This window comes from Mesorhizobium sp. B2-4-18 (genome assembly GCF_006441385.1).
In the GTDB taxonomy this organism is placed as follows: domain Bacteria; phylum Pseudomonadota; class Alphaproteobacteria; order Rhizobiales; family Rhizobiaceae; genus Mesorhizobium; species Mesorhizobium australicum.
The window spans coordinates 90383-105074 of record NZ_VFUW01000005.1 but is presented as its reverse complement, the minus strand read 5'-3'; the positions used below and the strand labels follow the sequence as shown (position 1 = coordinate 105074).

The following is a 14692-nucleotide window of genomic DNA, read 5'->3' as shown; positions in this document are numbered from 1 at the left end:
ACTTTGACGATCACCATGTACGGCATCACCAATTGCGACACGATCAAGAAGGCGCGCGTCTGGCTGGAGAGCCATGACCTTCCCTATCGTTTCCACGACTATCGGGCCGAAGGGATCGAGGCGGGCAAGCTGAATGGCTGGGTCGGCAAGGTCGGTTGGGAAAAGCTGCTCAACAAGGGCAGCACGACGTTTCGCGAATTGCCGGAGGCGGACAAGCAAGGCCTCGACGAGAAGAAGGCGAAAGCGCTCATGCTGGCCAAGCCGACGATGATCAAGCGGCCGGTCTTGGAGATCGGCGATCGGGTGGTGGTTGGCTTCAAGCCGGAGGTTTATGAGCAGACGGTGGGGAAGTAGGCGGAAGCGTCGCGACGTCCGATCTCCACCCTCGTGGGGGAGATGTCCGGCAGGACAGAGGGGGGGCGCTGTCCCGCCTGCTTGCGAAGGTCCGAGCGCCTCAACCCGCGCTCAAATACTCCGCCAACGCCACCGCATTATTGTGCGCCTCGTCATGCGCGCCATAGAGCAGCGTTACCTTGCCCTCGCCAAGCAAGCCGCGCAGCTGCGCAACCGCCTCACCATTCCTGTCGAGCTCAGCCCCGTATCGCTTCCGAAATTCCACCCAACGTGCCGGCTCGTGCCCGAACCACTTCCGCAACTCGTCGCTCGGCGCGATCTCCTTCAGCCACAGTGCCAGCGCGGCATGCTCCCTGCTGACGCCGCGCGGCCAGATGCGATCAACCAACACCCGCTGCCCGTCATCGGCAGCGGGCGGTTCGTAAATCCGCTTGACCATCAGGTCGAAAGCCATTCGACCTCCCTACGCCGAACCCCTCAGGCCCACTCGCCCTTGCGCATCACTGGCACGCGGCTGCCATCCTTGGCGACGCCGTCAATGTCGATCTTGTCCGACCCGATCATCCAGTCGATATGGATGAAGCTCTTGTTGCCGCCGCGCGCCGCGATTTCGTCAGGGCTGAGCGAGGCGCCGTCGACGAAGCATTTCGAATAGCATTGGCCGAGCGCGATGTGGCAGGCCGCGTTTTCGTCGAACAGCGTGTTGAAGAACAACAGGCCGCTGGCTGAGATCGGCGAGGAATGCGGTACCAGCGCCACTTCGCCCAGCCGACGCGCGCCCTCGTCGGTGTCGAGCACCTTCTTCAGCACGTCCTCACCTTTCGACGCCTTGGCCTCGACGATCCTGCCGCTCTCGAAGCGCACCGAGATGTCGTCGATCAGCGTGCCTTGGTAGGACAGCGGCTTGGTCGAGGAGACATGGCCCTCGACGCGGCGCGCATGCGGAGTTGTGAAAACTTCCTCGGTCGGGATGTTGGGATTGCAGGTGATGCCGTTCTTGGCGGTCGAGGCGCCGCCCATCCACTCATGGCCATCCGCCAGCCCGACCGTCAGGTCGGTGCCCGGTCCAGCGAAATGCAGGGCATGGAAATCATGGCCGTTGAGCCATTCGGTGCGGCCGCGCAGCGCCGCATTGTGCGCCGTCCAGTTGCCGATCGGGTCTTCCACATCCACCCGCGAGGCGGCGAAGATGGCGTCGGCGAGCTTCGCGACCGCCACGTCGTCGGCATCGCCGGGGAAAACCTGCCTGGCCCAGGCCAGATCCGGATAGGCGACGATGTTCCAGTTGATGTCGAAGCCGGTGATCTTCTCCAGCGCCGGCTGGTAGGCCATCGAATTGGCCTTGTTGGCGCGCGCCACCTTCGCCGGATCCTGCGCCGACAGGAGCGACGGATCCTCGCCGCGCACGGCAAGCCGGGCTGCGTTGTTCGAGAAGGCCTTAGCCATGCCTTCGTAGAGCCAGCCGGCGGCATGGTCGAAGCCAGCATCGGCGCCGAAGCGGTAGCGCGCCAGCGTCATCTCGTCATCGTTGAAGATCGGCGTCACCAGCCCGGCACCGGCCTTGTAGGCGTGTTCGACGATGCGCCTGGTCAGCGGCAGGGCCGCGATCGACGATGTCAGCACCAGGTCCTGTCCGGGCTGCAATTGCAGCCCCACCTTGATGGCGACTTCCGCCAGCCTGTCGAGCTTCACCGGGTCGATCGTTGCGGAAACGCCGCGCGAATGTGTGGTCATGATCCTGCCTGTCGTCTTGGGATGTCTGATTGAACATAGACCGGTGCCGCGGTGCTTTCCACCGCGATCGTGCCGCTGCGTTCCGCGACCGACGATCCGAACCGCGCCATCGTCGCCGCGATCTCGTCCTTGATCCAGATCATGAAGTCCCGGACCTTGCGGCTCTCGGCCTTGGTGGCGGAGGTCACCAGCCAGTAGCCGAGGCCGCTCTGAGCGCGAATTCCGAACGGCGCCACCAGGCGCCCGTCGGCCAGCGCATCGGCCGTCAGCAATTGCCAGCCGAGCATCACGCCATGGCCGGCGATCGCCGATTCCAGGCACAGCATCGGGTCGGTGAAGCTCGCGCCTTTCTGGAAGGTGACGGGTTGAACGCCGGCGGCCGCGAACCAGCTTTCCCAGTTGATCATCGCCCGCTCGTCGGTGATGGCGCAGGTCTGGGCGAGGTCGCCGATCGAGGTCAGTTTTCTGGCAATCCCGGGCGCGCAGACCGGGAAGACTTCCTGCGCCAAAAGCAGCTCCGCCTTTCCACCCGGCCATTTGCCGTCGCCAAGCCGGATGGCAACGTCGACGTCCGAGTGATCGAGATTGGCCAGCCGCACTGAAGCGTCGATACGCAGCAGCACGTTGGGATGCCGGTCGAAGTGCCGCGACAGCCGTGGCAGCAGCCATTTGGAGGCAAAGGCCGGTGCCGCCGAAACGACCAATGTGCACTGGCTGGCTTCGTCGGCCAGTGCCACGGCCTGGGCAAGCTCGCGAAATCCAGTGCCCAGGCGGGCCGCGAAGACGGCGCCGAATTCGGTCAGGACGAGGCCGCTGGTCGTGCGCTCGAACAGTGCCTGGCCGAGCTGTTTTTCGGTGCGGCTGATCTGCTGGCTGACGGCGCTGACGGAAACATTGAGTTCGCCGGCGGCGGCGGCGAGCGAGCCGAGACGGGCGACGGTTTCCACGGCGCGAAGGCCGTTGAGATGAACGCGGTTGAGCATGGCCATTTGAGATTTTCTAAACCGATCCGGCCGAAATCTCAATTGAAAGGGATATCGAAACGGCAGACCTTATGGGTGGAAACAGGCCCATGGAGCCGGAAATGCTGAGCATGTTGCTGAAGGCCCTGGTCGCGGCCACTTCGCCGGATGACACGGGCTGCGACTTCGATACGCTGAGTTGGCTGATCGATCCGCTTGCCCATCCCGCGCTGGATGTAATGTCGGAGCGCGAACTCGGTGATGTGCCGTTCCGGTTGACGGCGCGCCGGACCGCGTATGAGACCGTTTCACCGAGCGCCGGTTTCGGCGATCGCTGCTGAGCGCGCGATCGCGATCCGGGCACTGGCCCAACACGAGGCGGATTGTTTCACCCGCTCGCACATCTATTGTGCACTGCAATGACTTCGCCCCAATCGACAGCGCTGCGTTACGCCTTCGCCGGCATGATCGCCATGGCAGTTGCCATGGGCATCGGCCGCTTCGTCTACACGCCGATCCTGCCTGGCATGATGGAGGAACTGCATCTGTCGCCGGCCAATGCCGGCTGGATCGCCTCGGCAAATTATCTGGGCTATCTCGTTGGCGCGTTGGTGGCGGCGGGCAGCTGGGCACATGGACGCGAGCGTTTGCTGATGCTGAGCGCCCTCGGTGCCAGCGCCGTGCTGGCCGCCTCGATGGGGCTGACCGACGCCATGGCCGCCTTCGTCGCCATTCGTTTTCTGGCCGGTCTGGCGAGCGCTTTCGTCATGGTGTTCATGGCCAGCATCGTTTTCAGCCATATCGCGGCCGCCGGGCGCGGCGATCTGCAGGCCTGGCATTTCGGCGGCGTCGGCCTCGGCATAGCGATATCGGCGGCGATGATGGCGGTGCTGGTCACCGAACATGCCGGCTGGGCGCAGGGCTGGCTGTGGTCGGGGGCGATTTCGGCTTGCGGCTTCGTCGCCGTGGTGCTGCTGGTGAACCAGGGGCCGCTCACCAATGGCGAGGTCCGCCGTGAACCGGCGCTGCCGAAGGATCGGTCGCTGATGAAGGTGATCGTCGCCTATGGGCTGTTCGGTTTCGGCTATGTGGTGACGGCGACCTTCCTCGTGGCCATCGTGCGCCAAGGCGGCGGCAGCCGCGTCTTCGAGGCCATGGTGTGGATGGTTGCCGGCCTTGCCGGTTTCCCTTCGGTCTGGCTGTGGCAGAAGATAGCGGCGCGGATCGGGCTTTATGCCGCCTATGCCTTGGGATGCTTCGTCGAAGTTGTCGGCGTTACCGCGAGCGTCGCCACCGGCGGGCGCATGGGGCCGCTGCTTGGTGGCGTGCTGCTCGGCGGCACGTTCATTGCCATCACGGCACTTGGCCTGCAGGCCGCCCGGCAGCAGGCCCCAGCGTCGCCCCGGCGCATCTTTGCCCTGATGACCGCCTCCTTCGGGCTTGGCCAGATCATCGGCCCGATCGCCGCCGGACTTTTGGCGCAGGCATCGGGCGATTTCTTCCTCGCCTCCATCGTCGCCGCGGCCGTCCTGGTCGTCTCCGGCGCCATCACATGGTCGGCTGCGCCAAAATCGCCATGATTTGTGGTCTTGCTCTGCACCGGCATCGGGCAGGCATTTTCTTTCCTCCTAATGTGTGACCTTATGCCGGCTCAAACCTGCTGATTTGCGCATCGATCGAGGAATTCGCCACAGTGTTCGTATCCTTCTTCCCGCAGCCGAAGCTGTTCTTCTCTTCGGCCGCCATCTGGAGCCTTGCGGCAATCCTGTTCTGGTTTTTCGGCGGGGAGCAATTGGGAGCGGTTTTCGGCATGCCGCCTGCTGCTCCCGGAGCGCCACCCATCATCGGCATCGCCATTCTCGTATCGAAGCCATTCCTCTGGTTTTATATCTACTTCACGCTTTGCGTGGCCATCTTCTACGCGTTCTGGAGTTGGTATTCGCCGCACCCATGGCAGCGCTGGTCGATCCTGATGACGGCGGTCATCCTGTTCTTCATCTATTTCAACGTGCAGGTCAGCGTCGCCGTCAACGCGTGGTACGGCCCGTTCTTCGACTATGTACAGGGGCTGATGTCGGGGACCGGAAAGTCGACGAACGCCGAGTTCTACACCGGATTGGCCGACTTCTCATGGCTGGCCCTGGTCGGCATGAACGTGCAGGTGGTCAACGCCTTTATCGTCAGCCACTGGATCTTCCGCTGGCGCACAGCCATGAACAACTACTTTATCGAGAACTGGAGCAGGCTGCGCCATATCGAGGGCGCTTCGCAGCGCATCCAGGAAGATACGATGCGGTTCTCGCAGATCATGGAGGATCTCGGTTCCAGCTTTGTCCAGTCGATCATGACCCTGATCGCCTTCCTGCCGGTGATGATCCAGTTGCAGGCCCACATCAGCGAACTGCCGATCATCGGCGCGATCCCGCAGCCATTGGTGGTCGCGGCACTTGCCTGGTGTCTGTTCGGCACGATCTCGGTGATGATTGCCGGCATGAAGCTTCCCGGGCTGCAGTTCCGCAACCAGCGCGTCGAAGCCGCTTACCGCAAGGAGCTGGTCTATGGCGAGGATCATGCGGACAGGGCGCAACCCGCCACCACCGCCGAGCTGTTCGCCAATGTCCGGCACAATTATTTCCGGCTCTATTTCCACTACATCTATTTCAACGTCGTCCGGTACACCTACCTGCAGGCCGATAACATTTTCTCGCTGCTGATCCTGGGTCCGTCGCTGGTCGCGCACAAGATAACGTTCGGCGCGCTGAACCAGATATCGAACGCGTTCGGCAAGGTGACGGGTTCGCTGCAGTTCCTGCTTACCTCATGGTCGACCATCGTCGAGCTGCAATCGGTGCACAAACGCCTGCGCGCCTTCGAGGCGACGCTGCAAGGCGAGCCGTTGCCCGATATCGACCAGCGCTATCTGGCAAGGCAGGGGGCCGGGGATCCGGCCTAGGGATGCTCTGACGAAGCGCCGGTTGGCGGCTCAGCCGCCAGCCGGCGCCTGCTCCTGGCCGCCATCCTGCCGCGAGATGTAATCTCGAAAGCTGATGCACTCGACATCTGATTTGACGCAGACTTCGCCGGCAAAACGCTCCAGCGCATTCCAGTAGGCGCCGTCATTCATCAGCGTGAAGTGGAAGCCGAGTTCCAGCGGAACGCGCTTGCCCCGATATTGCGCGTCGAAGGCGGCGCGAAACGCCTGATAGGTCCGGTCCGCGAACTCGCCGGCGTTGCTCGGCCGCTCGAAGCCGCCGGAATGGCGGACGTACAGATTGTAGTCCATGGCGATCACCGGCCGTGATTTCGGCCCTTCGGGAATCTGCGGCAGGGAAAAGCGGGTGACGCCGCCAACGGTCGGCGGCAGGGCAGGACCCATTGAAACGCCGCTTGCGTCGAACCGATAACCGGCTGCCGGGAGTGCCTCGTAAAGCGCTTTGCCAGTCGACAGATACGGCGCCCGGAAACCCGCCACCGCATGCCGCGCGAATTCCCGCCAGCCCTCGGGCTCGGGCGCAATGCCGTTGATCGCATAGGCGTTCTCGAAAATGTGCTCGAAGGAGGCGAACTCTTTCAGCCAGTCGGCCTTGCTCCAGTCCTTGCCGTCGAAATGGCCGCAGGCGTGGCTGGCAATGTCGTGACCCTCATGGGCGGCGAGGCCGATCTGTTCCAGCCGCTCGGCCACGTCCTGCCTGGAGGCGGCGAAGCCGATGTTGGATTTGCCCGCCGTCTTGCCCGGCGCGGTGTATTGGCCGCGTGTGTCGGGCGACAGCAGGAAGACGCAGGACAGGAAATAGGTGAAATGTGCGCCGGTGCGCTGGGCCAGCGCCCGGCTGCGCTTCCACTGCGAGATGTCGCGCGCGCTGTCGAAGGAGATGATCACGATCTGCTTCGGCCTTGCCGGTGCTGGTGGCGCGGGCGGATCGGCCAGGGCCACGCCGGCGGTGGCGAGTGAGGCAAGCGAGAACAAAACAACGCGGGACAAACAAGGCATCGGCAAATTCACGGGCTCCGGGTGGTCGGCAAGCCGGCTATCGCGCAAATGTGGCGCCGGTGGGATTGGGTTTTCGTGGGTTTGCCCCCGGGGACAAACATTGGTTTGCCCGGGGGACAAACAGTTGTTTGCCGGGGACAAACATTTGTTTGCCCCGGGAATAGCCGATTTTCCGGCCGAACCCCTTCCATGCCGACAAAATTTCGCTAAAACGCGGGCTCATGAACCGCCCCGGCCCGGGGCAGGAATGGTTTGATTGATGTCCGACGACAGTTTTATTCGCGAAGTCAATGATGAGATGCGTCGCGAGCAGGCGCAGAAGCTATGGGACCGTTTTGGCCCGGCCTTGCTTGTCATTGCGGTGCTTGTGGTGCTCGGCACCGCGGCCTTCGTCGGCTATCGCTATTGGGACGAGACGCGCGCCAATCGCTCCGGCGATGCCTTCTCGCAGGCGCTGAAGCTCGCCAACGACGGTAAGAACGATGACGCGCTGGCCGCGCTCGATCAGCTGGAAAAGGATGGCTACGGCGCCTATCCGCTGCTCGCCCGCATGCGCGCCGCGACCGTCAAGGCCAACAAGGGCGACGTCGATGGCGCCGTCAAGGACTTCGACGATGTCGCCGCCGACACCGCCATTCCCCAGGGCCTGCGCGACATGGCGCGGCTGAGGGCGGCGTTCCTGCTCGTCGATCATGGCTCCTTCGCCGACGTGTCGAGCCGCGTCGAGGCGCTGACGTCGGACACCAACACGCTGCGCCACAGCGCGCGCGAGGCGCTTGGCCTTGCCGCCTGGAAGGAAGGCAAGACCCAGGATGCGCTGAAGCTGTTCGATCAGATCGCCGCCGATGATGGCGCCCCGCGCAACACGCGCGAGCGGGCGACCTTGATGTCCGAGCTGATCCGCGGGTCGGGCAGTGCATCGTGACCCCTTGCCCAAGGCGCGCAGCGGTTTGGCACCACGACATGCGTGGAAGATGTAGGGTCGGATGACATTCAAAGTCGCCATCATCGGCAGACCTAACGTCGGCAAGTCGACGCTTTTCAATCGGCTGGTGGGAAGAAAGCTGGCGCTTGTCGACGACACGCCGGGCGTCACCCGCGACCGCCGCGTCCACGCCGCCAAGCTTTACGATCTGCATTTCGATGTCATCGATACCGCGGGCTTCGAGGACGCCGGCGCTTCGACCTTGCCGGGCCGCATGCGCGCGCAGACCGAAATCGCCATCCGCGAGGCGGATCTGATCTTTTTCACCATCGACGCCAAGTCCGGCCTGCTGCCGGATGACAGGACCTTTGCCGAGATCGTGCGAAAATCCGGAAAGCCGGTCGTGCTGGTCGCCAACAAGGCCGAGGCGAAGGGCGCCCAGGGAGGCATGCTTGAGGCCTGGGAACTTGGCCTTGGCGAACCGATCCCGGTTTCTGCCGAGCACGGCCAGGGCATGCCCGACCTGCGCGACGCCGTGATCGAAGCCCTCGGCGAGGCGCGCGCCTTCGGTGAAGACGAGGATACAGACGAAGACGCCGCCGCCAGCGAGGTGCTGATCGGCGAGGACATCGCCGATCCGGACGCCGAGCCATCCTATGACGACACCAAGCCGATGCGCATCGCCGTCGTCGGCCGGCCGAACGCCGGCAAATCGACGCTGATCAACGCGCTGATCGGCGAGGAGCGGCTGCTGACCGGACCGGAAGCCGGCATCACCCGCGATTCCATTTCGGTCGACTGGGACTGGCGCGGACGCCGCATAAAACTGTTCGACACGGCCGGCATGCGCCGCAAGGCCAGGATCCACGAAAAGCTGGAAGTGATGTCGGTGCAGGATGGCCTGCGCGCCATCCGTTTCGCCGAGATCGTCATCATCGTACTCGACGCCACCATTCCCTTCGAGAAGCAGGACCTGCAGATCGCCGATCTGATCATCCGCGAGGGCCGGGCACCGGTGATTGCCTTCAACAAATGGGACCTGATCGACAACCCGCAGGAACTGTTGGCCGAACTGCGCGAGAAGACCGAGCGGCTGTTGCCGCAGGCGCGCGGCATACAGGCCGTGCCGGTCTCGGCCGAGACCGGACGCGGCCTCGACAAGCTGATGGATGCGGTGTTGAAGACGCACAAGGTCTGGAACAGCCGTGTTTCGACCGGCAAGCTCAACCGCTGGCTTGAAGCCATCCTGACGCATCACCCGCCGCCCGCCGTCGCCGGACGCCGGCTGAAGGTCAAATACGTCACCCAGGCCAAGACCCGGCCGCCGGGCTTCGTGGTCCAGTGTTCGCGGCCGGACGCGATGCCGCAAAGCTATGTCCGTTATCTCTCCAACAGCCTGCGCGAAGCCTTCGACATGCCGGGCGTGCCGATCCGCATCGCGCTACGCACTTCGGACAATCCGTTCGCCGGCCGCGCGAAGAAGCGTTGACGATAGGGTGGCAACCGCCTCCGCCGACAGCTGCGGCTAAGCGACTTTCAGCAGGTTTTCTTTGATCTCGGCGCCCTCGGGCAACGCTTCGAACGCCGATTGCAGCAGGATGGCGGCCAGCCGCGCCGCGACCGGATCGAGCTCGGCGTCCTTCTGATGCAGATGCAGCGCCATCTTCGGCAGCGGCGGCAGCCCGAGCATTCCGGGCGCGAGCGCCCGGACATTCGCGGGCAGGCCGATATCGGTGCGGATCGTCAGCCCGAGGCCCGCCGCCACCGCCGCCCATATGCCGCCAAGGCTGGGGCTGGAGAACGCCATCCGCCAGGGCCGCCCGGCACGATCCAGCGTCTCGGTCGCCACGGTGCGCAGCAGGCAAGGCGCCTCGAACACGACCAGTTGCAGCGCCTCGCCATCGTGGGGACCTGCCTCCATCGGTTTCGCCGGGCCGATCCAGCGCGCCTGCACGTCGGCGACATGCCGGCTATACGGCAGCGTCGTGCCATCATGCCAGGCGAGCGCAATGTCGAGGGTGCCGGAAAGGACACGCTCGGCCAATTCGTGGCTGCGTCCAATCCGTGCTTCGATCCGGACCTTGGGGTGGGCGCGAGCGAAGCGACCGAGCACTTCCGGCAACACGGCCTCGCCGAAATCCTCCTGCAGGCCGAGCCGCACCCAGCCCTCCAGTTCGACGTCGCGGATCGCCAGGGCTGCCTCGTCATTGAGCTCGATCAGGCGCCGCGCATAGCCGAGCATCGTCTCGCCGGCTTCGGTCAGTGACAGGCCGCGCCCCGCCTTGCGGAAGATCGGCGTATCGGCCTGCCCTTCCAGTTTCTTCAGCTGCGCGCTGACGGCGGAGGTCGAGCGGCCAAGCCGCTCAGCTGCCCTCGCAAAACTTCCCAGTTCCATGCCGATGACGAAAGTCCTCAGCACGTCGAGATCGAATGTGACGCGGCGCATAAGATCGTCCTTTTTTTCAGGATTATTGATCAAAAACTTCCTGATTTTATGGATGAAGCTATGGCGCTACATGCCTCCCGTCAAGGCCGCTCGGCCGGCATCACGGGAATGGAATCATGTCCGCCACCGTCATTCGCAACCATTGCCAGCTATCCGGGCGAGGCACCGCCACGACCGCGGCCGGCCGGACCTTCGGCCCCAACCACCGCTGGAAGGTCCTGGGCATCGGGGTTGCCGCGAATGCCGGTTTCTCGGCTACTTTCTCCGGCATACCGGCGACGGCGGTCGTGCTTCGCCAGGGCTATCATTTGAGCAATGCCGAGCTTGGCCTGGCGCTCGGTCTTCTTGGACTGGGGGTTGCGCTCAGCGAGCTGCCATGGGGCCTGCTCACCGACCGCTGGGGGGATCGCCGCGTGCTTCTGGTCGGCCTCGGTGCAACGTCGGCCTGGCTGCTTGCGATGGCGATGCTCGTCGTGCCGACAAGCTCAAGCATTCCCGATGTCACGTTGCTGGCGGCAGGCCTGCTCGTCACGGGACTGCTCGGCGGCAGTGTCAATGGCTCGAGCGGCCGCGCCATCATGGCCTGGTTCCGGGAGAATGAGCGTGGTTTTGCCATGAGCATCAGGCAGACGGCGGTGCCGCTTGGCGGCGGCCTCGGCGCGCTGGTCCTGCCTTCGCTTGCCCTGGCTTTCGGTTTCGCCGCGGTGTTCGGGCTTCTGGCGGCGGCATCCGCTCTCTCCGCCCTGTTCGCCTGGCGTTGGCTGCACGAACCGCCGATGGCGGGTGAGGCCGTCTCATCCGACGTTGCCGGACCGGCACCGTTGCGCAACGTCGAGGTCTGGCGCATCTCGACCGCCATCGGCCTGCTCTGCTTTCCGCAGGTGGCGGTCCTCACTTTCGCATCGGTGTTCCTGCACGACTTCGCCGGGCTTGGCACGACGGCGATCAGCGCCAGCCTCGCCGCTGTACAGGTCGGCGCCATGGTCATGCGCGTCTGGAGCGGCCGCTTTACCGACCGCCACGGCAACCGCCGTCAATTTCTCCGCTTGTGCAGTGCGCTGAGCGCGCTGGCCTTCGTGGTGCTCTGGTTGCTGGTTCTGGCGGCTCACGCAACGCCTTCCAGCCAATCCTTCCTGATCGCTGTCCTGCCCCTGATGCTTGTCATTGCCGGCATCTCGGTCTCCGCCTGGCACGGCGTTGCCTATACCGAGCTTGCCACGCTTGCCGGTGCAGGCCATGTCGGAACCGCACTCAGCCTTGCCAACAGCTTTGTCTTCGTCGGCTTCTTCCTGGTTCCGGTGGCCATTCCAGGGCTGCTGCACCTCTGGTCATGGCCCGGCGTGTGGCTGTCGGCAGCCGCCTGCGCCCTGGTCGCCTGGCCGATCTTCCTGCGGCGGACCTGAGCCTGCCGCCGCAAAATCGCCCGACTTCGAAACCACGACCTCTAGCCGATCGAGAAAACCTGACGACCTCGTTAACGTCCCATCAAGGTTAATGCATCATTTTGCTCTCCAGTGGGGTCAGTTGCGTTCCTGGAGAGAGTTCCGTGCATCGACGTGTCTTGAAGCGGCTGATGGCCGCCGCCGGTGAGAAACGCAGCCTTGTGTCTCCGTTCATCATCGGTCTCGGTATCTGGATCGGCTTTCCGACCGTCGCTGCCTACCAGGACATGACCAGCCTCGTTTCCGGCCTTGAATCGCCGACCACGCGCTGGAATTCCTATGTCGAGAAATCCGTCGCCGGTTCGGTCCACGCCGCCGAGATGCCGTTCGTCGATTCCGACGTCACCAGCTCGATCTCGGGTTCCGGTGTTCGCCTTCCCGGTGTCGGCGCCGTCTCGTTTCGCGGCAAGGGCGGCAAGGTCAGCGGGTCGCCCGACGAGGATCGCGTCGTGCGCGCCGACAAGAAGGGCCGCATCGTCCAGGTCTCTCCCGTGGCGCCACCGAAGAACTTCAATGCCGGCTCGATCTTCCAGCGGACCTCCTCGCTGATGCGGCCGAGCATGGACGGCGATCTGAAAATGGCCTTCGCCAAGCCGCGGATCAAAGGCAAGGAAATCCAGATCGCCGCGGCATTCCATGCGCGTGAGGACAAGAAGCCGGATCCCGGCGTGCCGGCCATGCTTGCGGCCCTGGTCAACAACGACCATCCCGATGTGCTGGCGACCGCCTATGCGCAATCCGCGCCGGACTATGCCAAGGCCTCGCCCTTTGAAGCCCTGCTTCAGGATGAAGAGCCCAACAGCGGCCGCTTCATTCCGCCGATGGCCAAGGGCGACCATTCATGGATCCAGAATCCGCTTCCGGCCAGCGTCTTCTCCAAGCCGGAGCAGAAGTGCCTGGCCAACGGCATTTATTTCGAGGCCCGCGGCGAAGCCGTGCGCGGTCAGGCCGCCGTCGCCCAGGTGATCCTCAACCGGGTCCGCAATCCCGCCTATCCCAATTCGATCTGCGGCGTCGTCTACCAGAACGACAGCTGGTTCAACCGCTGCCAGTTCTCCTTCGCCTGCGACGGCAGGAAGAAGCGCATCGACAATCCGGTCGCCTACAAGACCGCTCAGGATGTCGGCATGGCCGTCACCGCCGGCAAGATCTTCATTCCGGAAGTGGGATCGTCGACCCACTACTATGCCAATTACGTCCATCCCGGCTGGGCCCGCACGATGCAGAAGATGACCAAGATCGGCCTGCATATATTCTACCGGACCTATGGTGGTGGCTGGAGCTGAACGGTCCGCCGCCCGCCGTCTTTTCGCGCGGTCGCACGATCGATCGGAGAGCCATTGTCGGGGGGATTCGCGCGGCGCATCCCGCCGATCGCAAAGGGCACGATGTCGCACCTTTGTAACCATCTGATTTTACTACCTAAAATACACAGCGCGGAACTTCCCTCCGTGGCTTGACGGGCGCAAACCCTCTAACTATGTTGCCGGCGACTTTAGAAGCGGACGGACGGTGACGGTCTGCCCGGGCAGGGGGGTTGCGATGGCCGAGAAAAACAGGCCAGACGGAACCGGAGAAACCGGCCGCGGCAAGCAGCATGACCCCGAAATCCGCGACGACGATCTTGAGCGACGTCGGCGTGAACTTGGAGCATCGCTTGCGACAAGGCTGCCGAACCGGCTTGAGGGGAAAGACGACGCGAAACCAGTGACCGGATACGGTCAGGCGATCAAACTATCCAGCGAGTTTATCGCCGGGGTGGTGGTAGGCGCCGGCATCGGCTGGATCATCGACCGTATGGCGGGGACATCGCCGTGGGGTCTGATCGTTTTCCTGCTGCTTGGCTTTGGCGCCGGCGTGCTCAATGTCATGCGTTCAGCTGGCGTTGTGGCGGAATTCGGACAAGGTGCGAAGCCGCGCCGCGACCTGGACGACAGCAAATGACCGCCCTTCAGGCGGCATTTGGAAATAGCCGCCTTCCATGCGGCAATGGTAATTTAGCCGTACGCGGCATTGACGGGGTTTGAACGTGGCAGCTGACAAGGTCGATCCGATCCACCAGTTCCATATCATCAAGCTGGTTCCGATCGAGATCGGCGGCTATGATCTGTCCTTCACCAATTCCGCGCTGTTCATGGTCGCGACCGTGGTCATTGCCGCGGCCTTCCTGTTTCTGACGACGTCGAGCCGCAGCCTGGTTCCCGGCCGGCTGCAGTCGGTCTCCGAAATGGCCTATGAGTTCGTCGGCAACATGCTGCGCGATGCCGCCGGCACGCAGGGCATGAAATTCTTCCCCTTCGTGTTCTCGCTGTTCATGTTCGTGCTGGTCGCCAATCTGCTCGGCCTGTTCCCGTATTTCTTCACCATCACCAGCCACATCATCGTCACCTTCGGTTTGGCCATCATGGTGATTGGCACCGTGATCGTCTATGGATTCATGAAGCATGGCCTTGGCTTCCTGAAGCTGTTCGTGCCGAAGGGCGTGCCCCTCCTGATGATGGTGCTTGTCGTTCCGATCGAGGTGATTTCCTTCGTGTCGCGCCCGGTCAGCCTCTCGGTTCGTCTGTTCGCAAACATGCTCGCCGGCCACATCACGCTGAAGGTTTTTTCGGGATTTGTGGTCAGCCTCAGTGCGCTGGGTGCGCTCGGCATTGCGGGATCGATCCTGCCGTTGGCCATGGCGGTGGCGTTGACGGCGCTCGAATTGCTGGTGGCGCTGTTGCAGGCCTATGTCTTTGCGGTGCTGACCTGCATGTATCTCAACGACGCCCTCCATCCCTCGCACTAATCAGGTTTCCGGCACGACGCCGGATGGAATAGCAACGAAATTTTCAGATC

The 14692-nt window shown here is 63.6% G+C and carries 15 protein-coding genes; 10 read left to right on the top strand and 5 right to left on the bottom strand.

Annotated features, from left to right (window positions below):
- Positions 1-3: 3 nt before the first annotated feature.
- A complete protein-coding gene (locus FJ527_RS13845; RefSeq protein ID WP_140823359.1) occupies positions 4-354 on the top strand; it encodes an ArsC family reductase in 351 nt (116 codons plus the stop codon).
- 100 nt (positions 355-454) lie between these two features.
- On the opposite strand, the gene FJ527_RS13840 is transcribed toward FJ527_RS13845, so the two are convergent.
- The 3 genes from FJ527_RS13840 to FJ527_RS13830 are packed head-to-tail and all read right to left on the bottom strand — an operon-like array spanning position 455 to position 3077.
- Positions 455-808 carry a DUF488 domain-containing protein gene (locus FJ527_RS13840; protein WP_140823358.1) on the bottom strand — a complete coding sequence of 118 codons (354 nt, stop codon included), beginning with the start codon at positions 806-808 and terminating at the stop codon, positions 455-457.
- Positions 809-831: 23 nt separating this feature from the next.
- Entirely contained in the window at positions 832-2088 is a 1257-nt protein-coding gene (locus tag FJ527_RS13835) for an aminopeptidase (protein ID WP_140823357.1), read from the bottom strand.
- Entirely contained in the window at positions 2085-3077 is a 993-nt protein-coding gene (locus FJ527_RS13830) for a LysR substrate-binding domain-containing protein (protein ID WP_140823356.1), read from the bottom strand. The genes FJ527_RS13835 and FJ527_RS13830 overlap by 4 nt, the downstream gene beginning before the upstream one ends.
- Positions 3078-3172: 95 nt before the next feature.
- Here FJ527_RS13830 and FJ527_RS13825 point away from each other — a divergent pair, with 95 nt between their 5' ends.
- From FJ527_RS13825 to sbmA, 3 genes are all read left to right on the top strand, one after another.
- Positions 3173-3391, top strand: coding sequence for a hypothetical protein (locus tag FJ527_RS13825; RefSeq protein ID WP_140823355.1), 219 nt, complete (start codon positions 3173-3175; stop codon positions 3389-3391).
- A gap of 78 nt (positions 3392-3469) precedes the next feature.
- Positions 3470-4630, top strand: a complete 1161-nt coding sequence (locus tag FJ527_RS13820; protein ID WP_140823354.1) for a YbfB/YjiJ family MFS transporter — start codon at positions 3470-3472, stop codon at positions 4628-4630.
- A gap of 113 nt (positions 4631-4743) precedes the next feature.
- On the top strand, positions 4744-6003 hold the full coding sequence (gene sbmA / locus FJ527_RS13815; protein ID WP_015318863.1) for a peptide antibiotic transporter SbmA: 1260 nt from the start codon (positions 4744-4746) through the stop codon (positions 6001-6003).
- A gap of 30 nt (positions 6004-6033) precedes the next feature.
- On the opposite strand, the gene FJ527_RS13810 is transcribed toward sbmA, so the two are convergent.
- Positions 6034-7041 (bottom strand): polysaccharide deacetylase, encoded by a 1008-nt coding sequence (locus tag FJ527_RS13810; RefSeq protein ID WP_140823353.1) that lies wholly within the window; start codon positions 7039-7041, stop codon positions 6034-6036.
- 259 nt (positions 7042-7300) lie between these two features.
- Between FJ527_RS13810 and FJ527_RS13805 the strand changes: the two genes are divergently transcribed.
- Both FJ527_RS13805 and der read left to right on the top strand, forming a co-directional pair.
- Positions 7301-7966, top strand: a complete 666-nt coding sequence (locus FJ527_RS13805; RefSeq protein ID WP_140823352.1) for a tetratricopeptide repeat protein — start codon at positions 7301-7303, stop codon at positions 7964-7966.
- 61 nt (positions 7967-8027) lie between these two features.
- Entirely contained in the window at positions 8028-9455 is a 1428-nt protein-coding gene (gene der, locus FJ527_RS13800; protein WP_140788084.1) for a ribosome biogenesis GTPase Der, read from the top strand.
- A gap of 36 nt (positions 9456-9491) precedes the next feature.
- Here the strand turns inward: der and FJ527_RS13795 are convergent, their stop codons facing one another.
- Positions 9492-10412 (bottom strand): LysR substrate-binding domain-containing protein, encoded by a 921-nt coding sequence (locus tag FJ527_RS13795; protein ID WP_140823351.1) that lies wholly within the window; start codon positions 10410-10412, stop codon positions 9492-9494.
- A 116-nt stretch (positions 10413-10528) separates the two neighbouring features.
- On the opposite strand from FJ527_RS13795, the gene FJ527_RS13790 reads away from it, so the two are divergent.
- The 4 genes from FJ527_RS13790 to FJ527_RS13775 all read left to right on the top strand — a co-directional run bounded on the left by FJ527_RS13790 (position 10529) and on the right by FJ527_RS13775 (position 14642).
- Positions 10529-11815, top strand: a complete 1287-nt coding sequence (locus FJ527_RS13790) for an MFS transporter (RefSeq protein ID WP_140823350.1) — start codon at positions 10529-10531, stop codon at positions 11813-11815.
- Positions 11816-11958: 143 nt separating this feature from the next.
- The gene (locus FJ527_RS13785; RefSeq protein WP_140788090.1) at positions 11959-13140 is read left to right on the top strand and encodes a cell wall hydrolase; all 1182 of its coding nucleotides are present in this window, start codon (positions 11959-11961) and stop codon (positions 13138-13140) included.
- A 256-nt stretch (positions 13141-13396) separates the two neighbouring features.
- Complete coding sequence (locus FJ527_RS13780; protein ID WP_015318857.1) at positions 13397-13798, top strand: AtpZ/AtpI family protein; 402 nt, start codon at positions 13397-13399, stop codon at positions 13796-13798.
- Between the two features lie 85 nt (positions 13799-13883).
- A complete protein-coding gene (locus FJ527_RS13775) occupies positions 13884-14642 on the top strand; it encodes a F0F1 ATP synthase subunit A (protein ID WP_015318856.1) in 759 nt (252 codons plus the stop codon).
- Positions 14643-14692 lie beyond the last annotated feature (50 nt).

Bases quoted from the DNA above. Each gene is read 5' to 3' on its own strand.
- FJ527_RS13840 (WP_140823358.1), bottom strand. From the start codon at position 808: ATGGCTTTCGACCTGATGGTCAAGCGGATTTACGAACCGCCCGCTGCC.
- FJ527_RS13835 (WP_140823357.1), bottom strand. From the start codon at position 2,088: ATGACCACACATTCGCGCGGCGTTTCCGCAACGATCGACCCGGTGAAG.
- FJ527_RS13830 (WP_140823356.1), bottom strand. From the start codon at position 3,077: ATGGCCATGCTCAACCGCGTTCATCTCAACGGCCTTCGCGCCGTGGAA.
- FJ527_RS13825 (WP_140823355.1), top strand. From the start codon at position 3,173: ATGCTGAGCATGTTGCTGAAGGCCCTGGTCGCGGCCACTTCGCCGGAT.
- FJ527_RS13820 (WP_140823354.1), top strand. From the start codon at position 3,470: ATGACTTCGCCCCAATCGACAGCGCTGCGTTACGCCTTCGCCGGCATG.
- FJ527_RS13810 (WP_140823353.1), bottom strand. From the start codon at position 7,041: ATGCCTTGTTTGTCCCGCGTTGTTTTGTTCTCGCTTGCCTCACTCGCC.
- FJ527_RS13805 (WP_140823352.1), top strand. From the start codon at position 7,301: ATGTCCGACGACAGTTTTATTCGCGAAGTCAATGATGAGATGCGTCGC.
- der (WP_140788084.1), top strand. From the start codon at position 8,028: ATGACATTCAAAGTCGCCATCATCGGCAGACCTAACGTCGGCAAGTCG.
- FJ527_RS13795 (WP_140823351.1), bottom strand. From the start codon at position 10,412: ATGCGCCGCGTCACATTCGATCTCGACGTGCTGAGGACTTTCGTCATC.
- FJ527_RS13790 (WP_140823350.1), top strand. From the start codon at position 10,529: ATGTCCGCCACCGTCATTCGCAACCATTGCCAGCTATCCGGGCGAGGC.
- FJ527_RS13780 (WP_015318857.1), top strand. From the start codon at position 13,397: ATGGCCGAGAAAAACAGGCCAGACGGAACCGGAGAAACCGGCCGCGGC.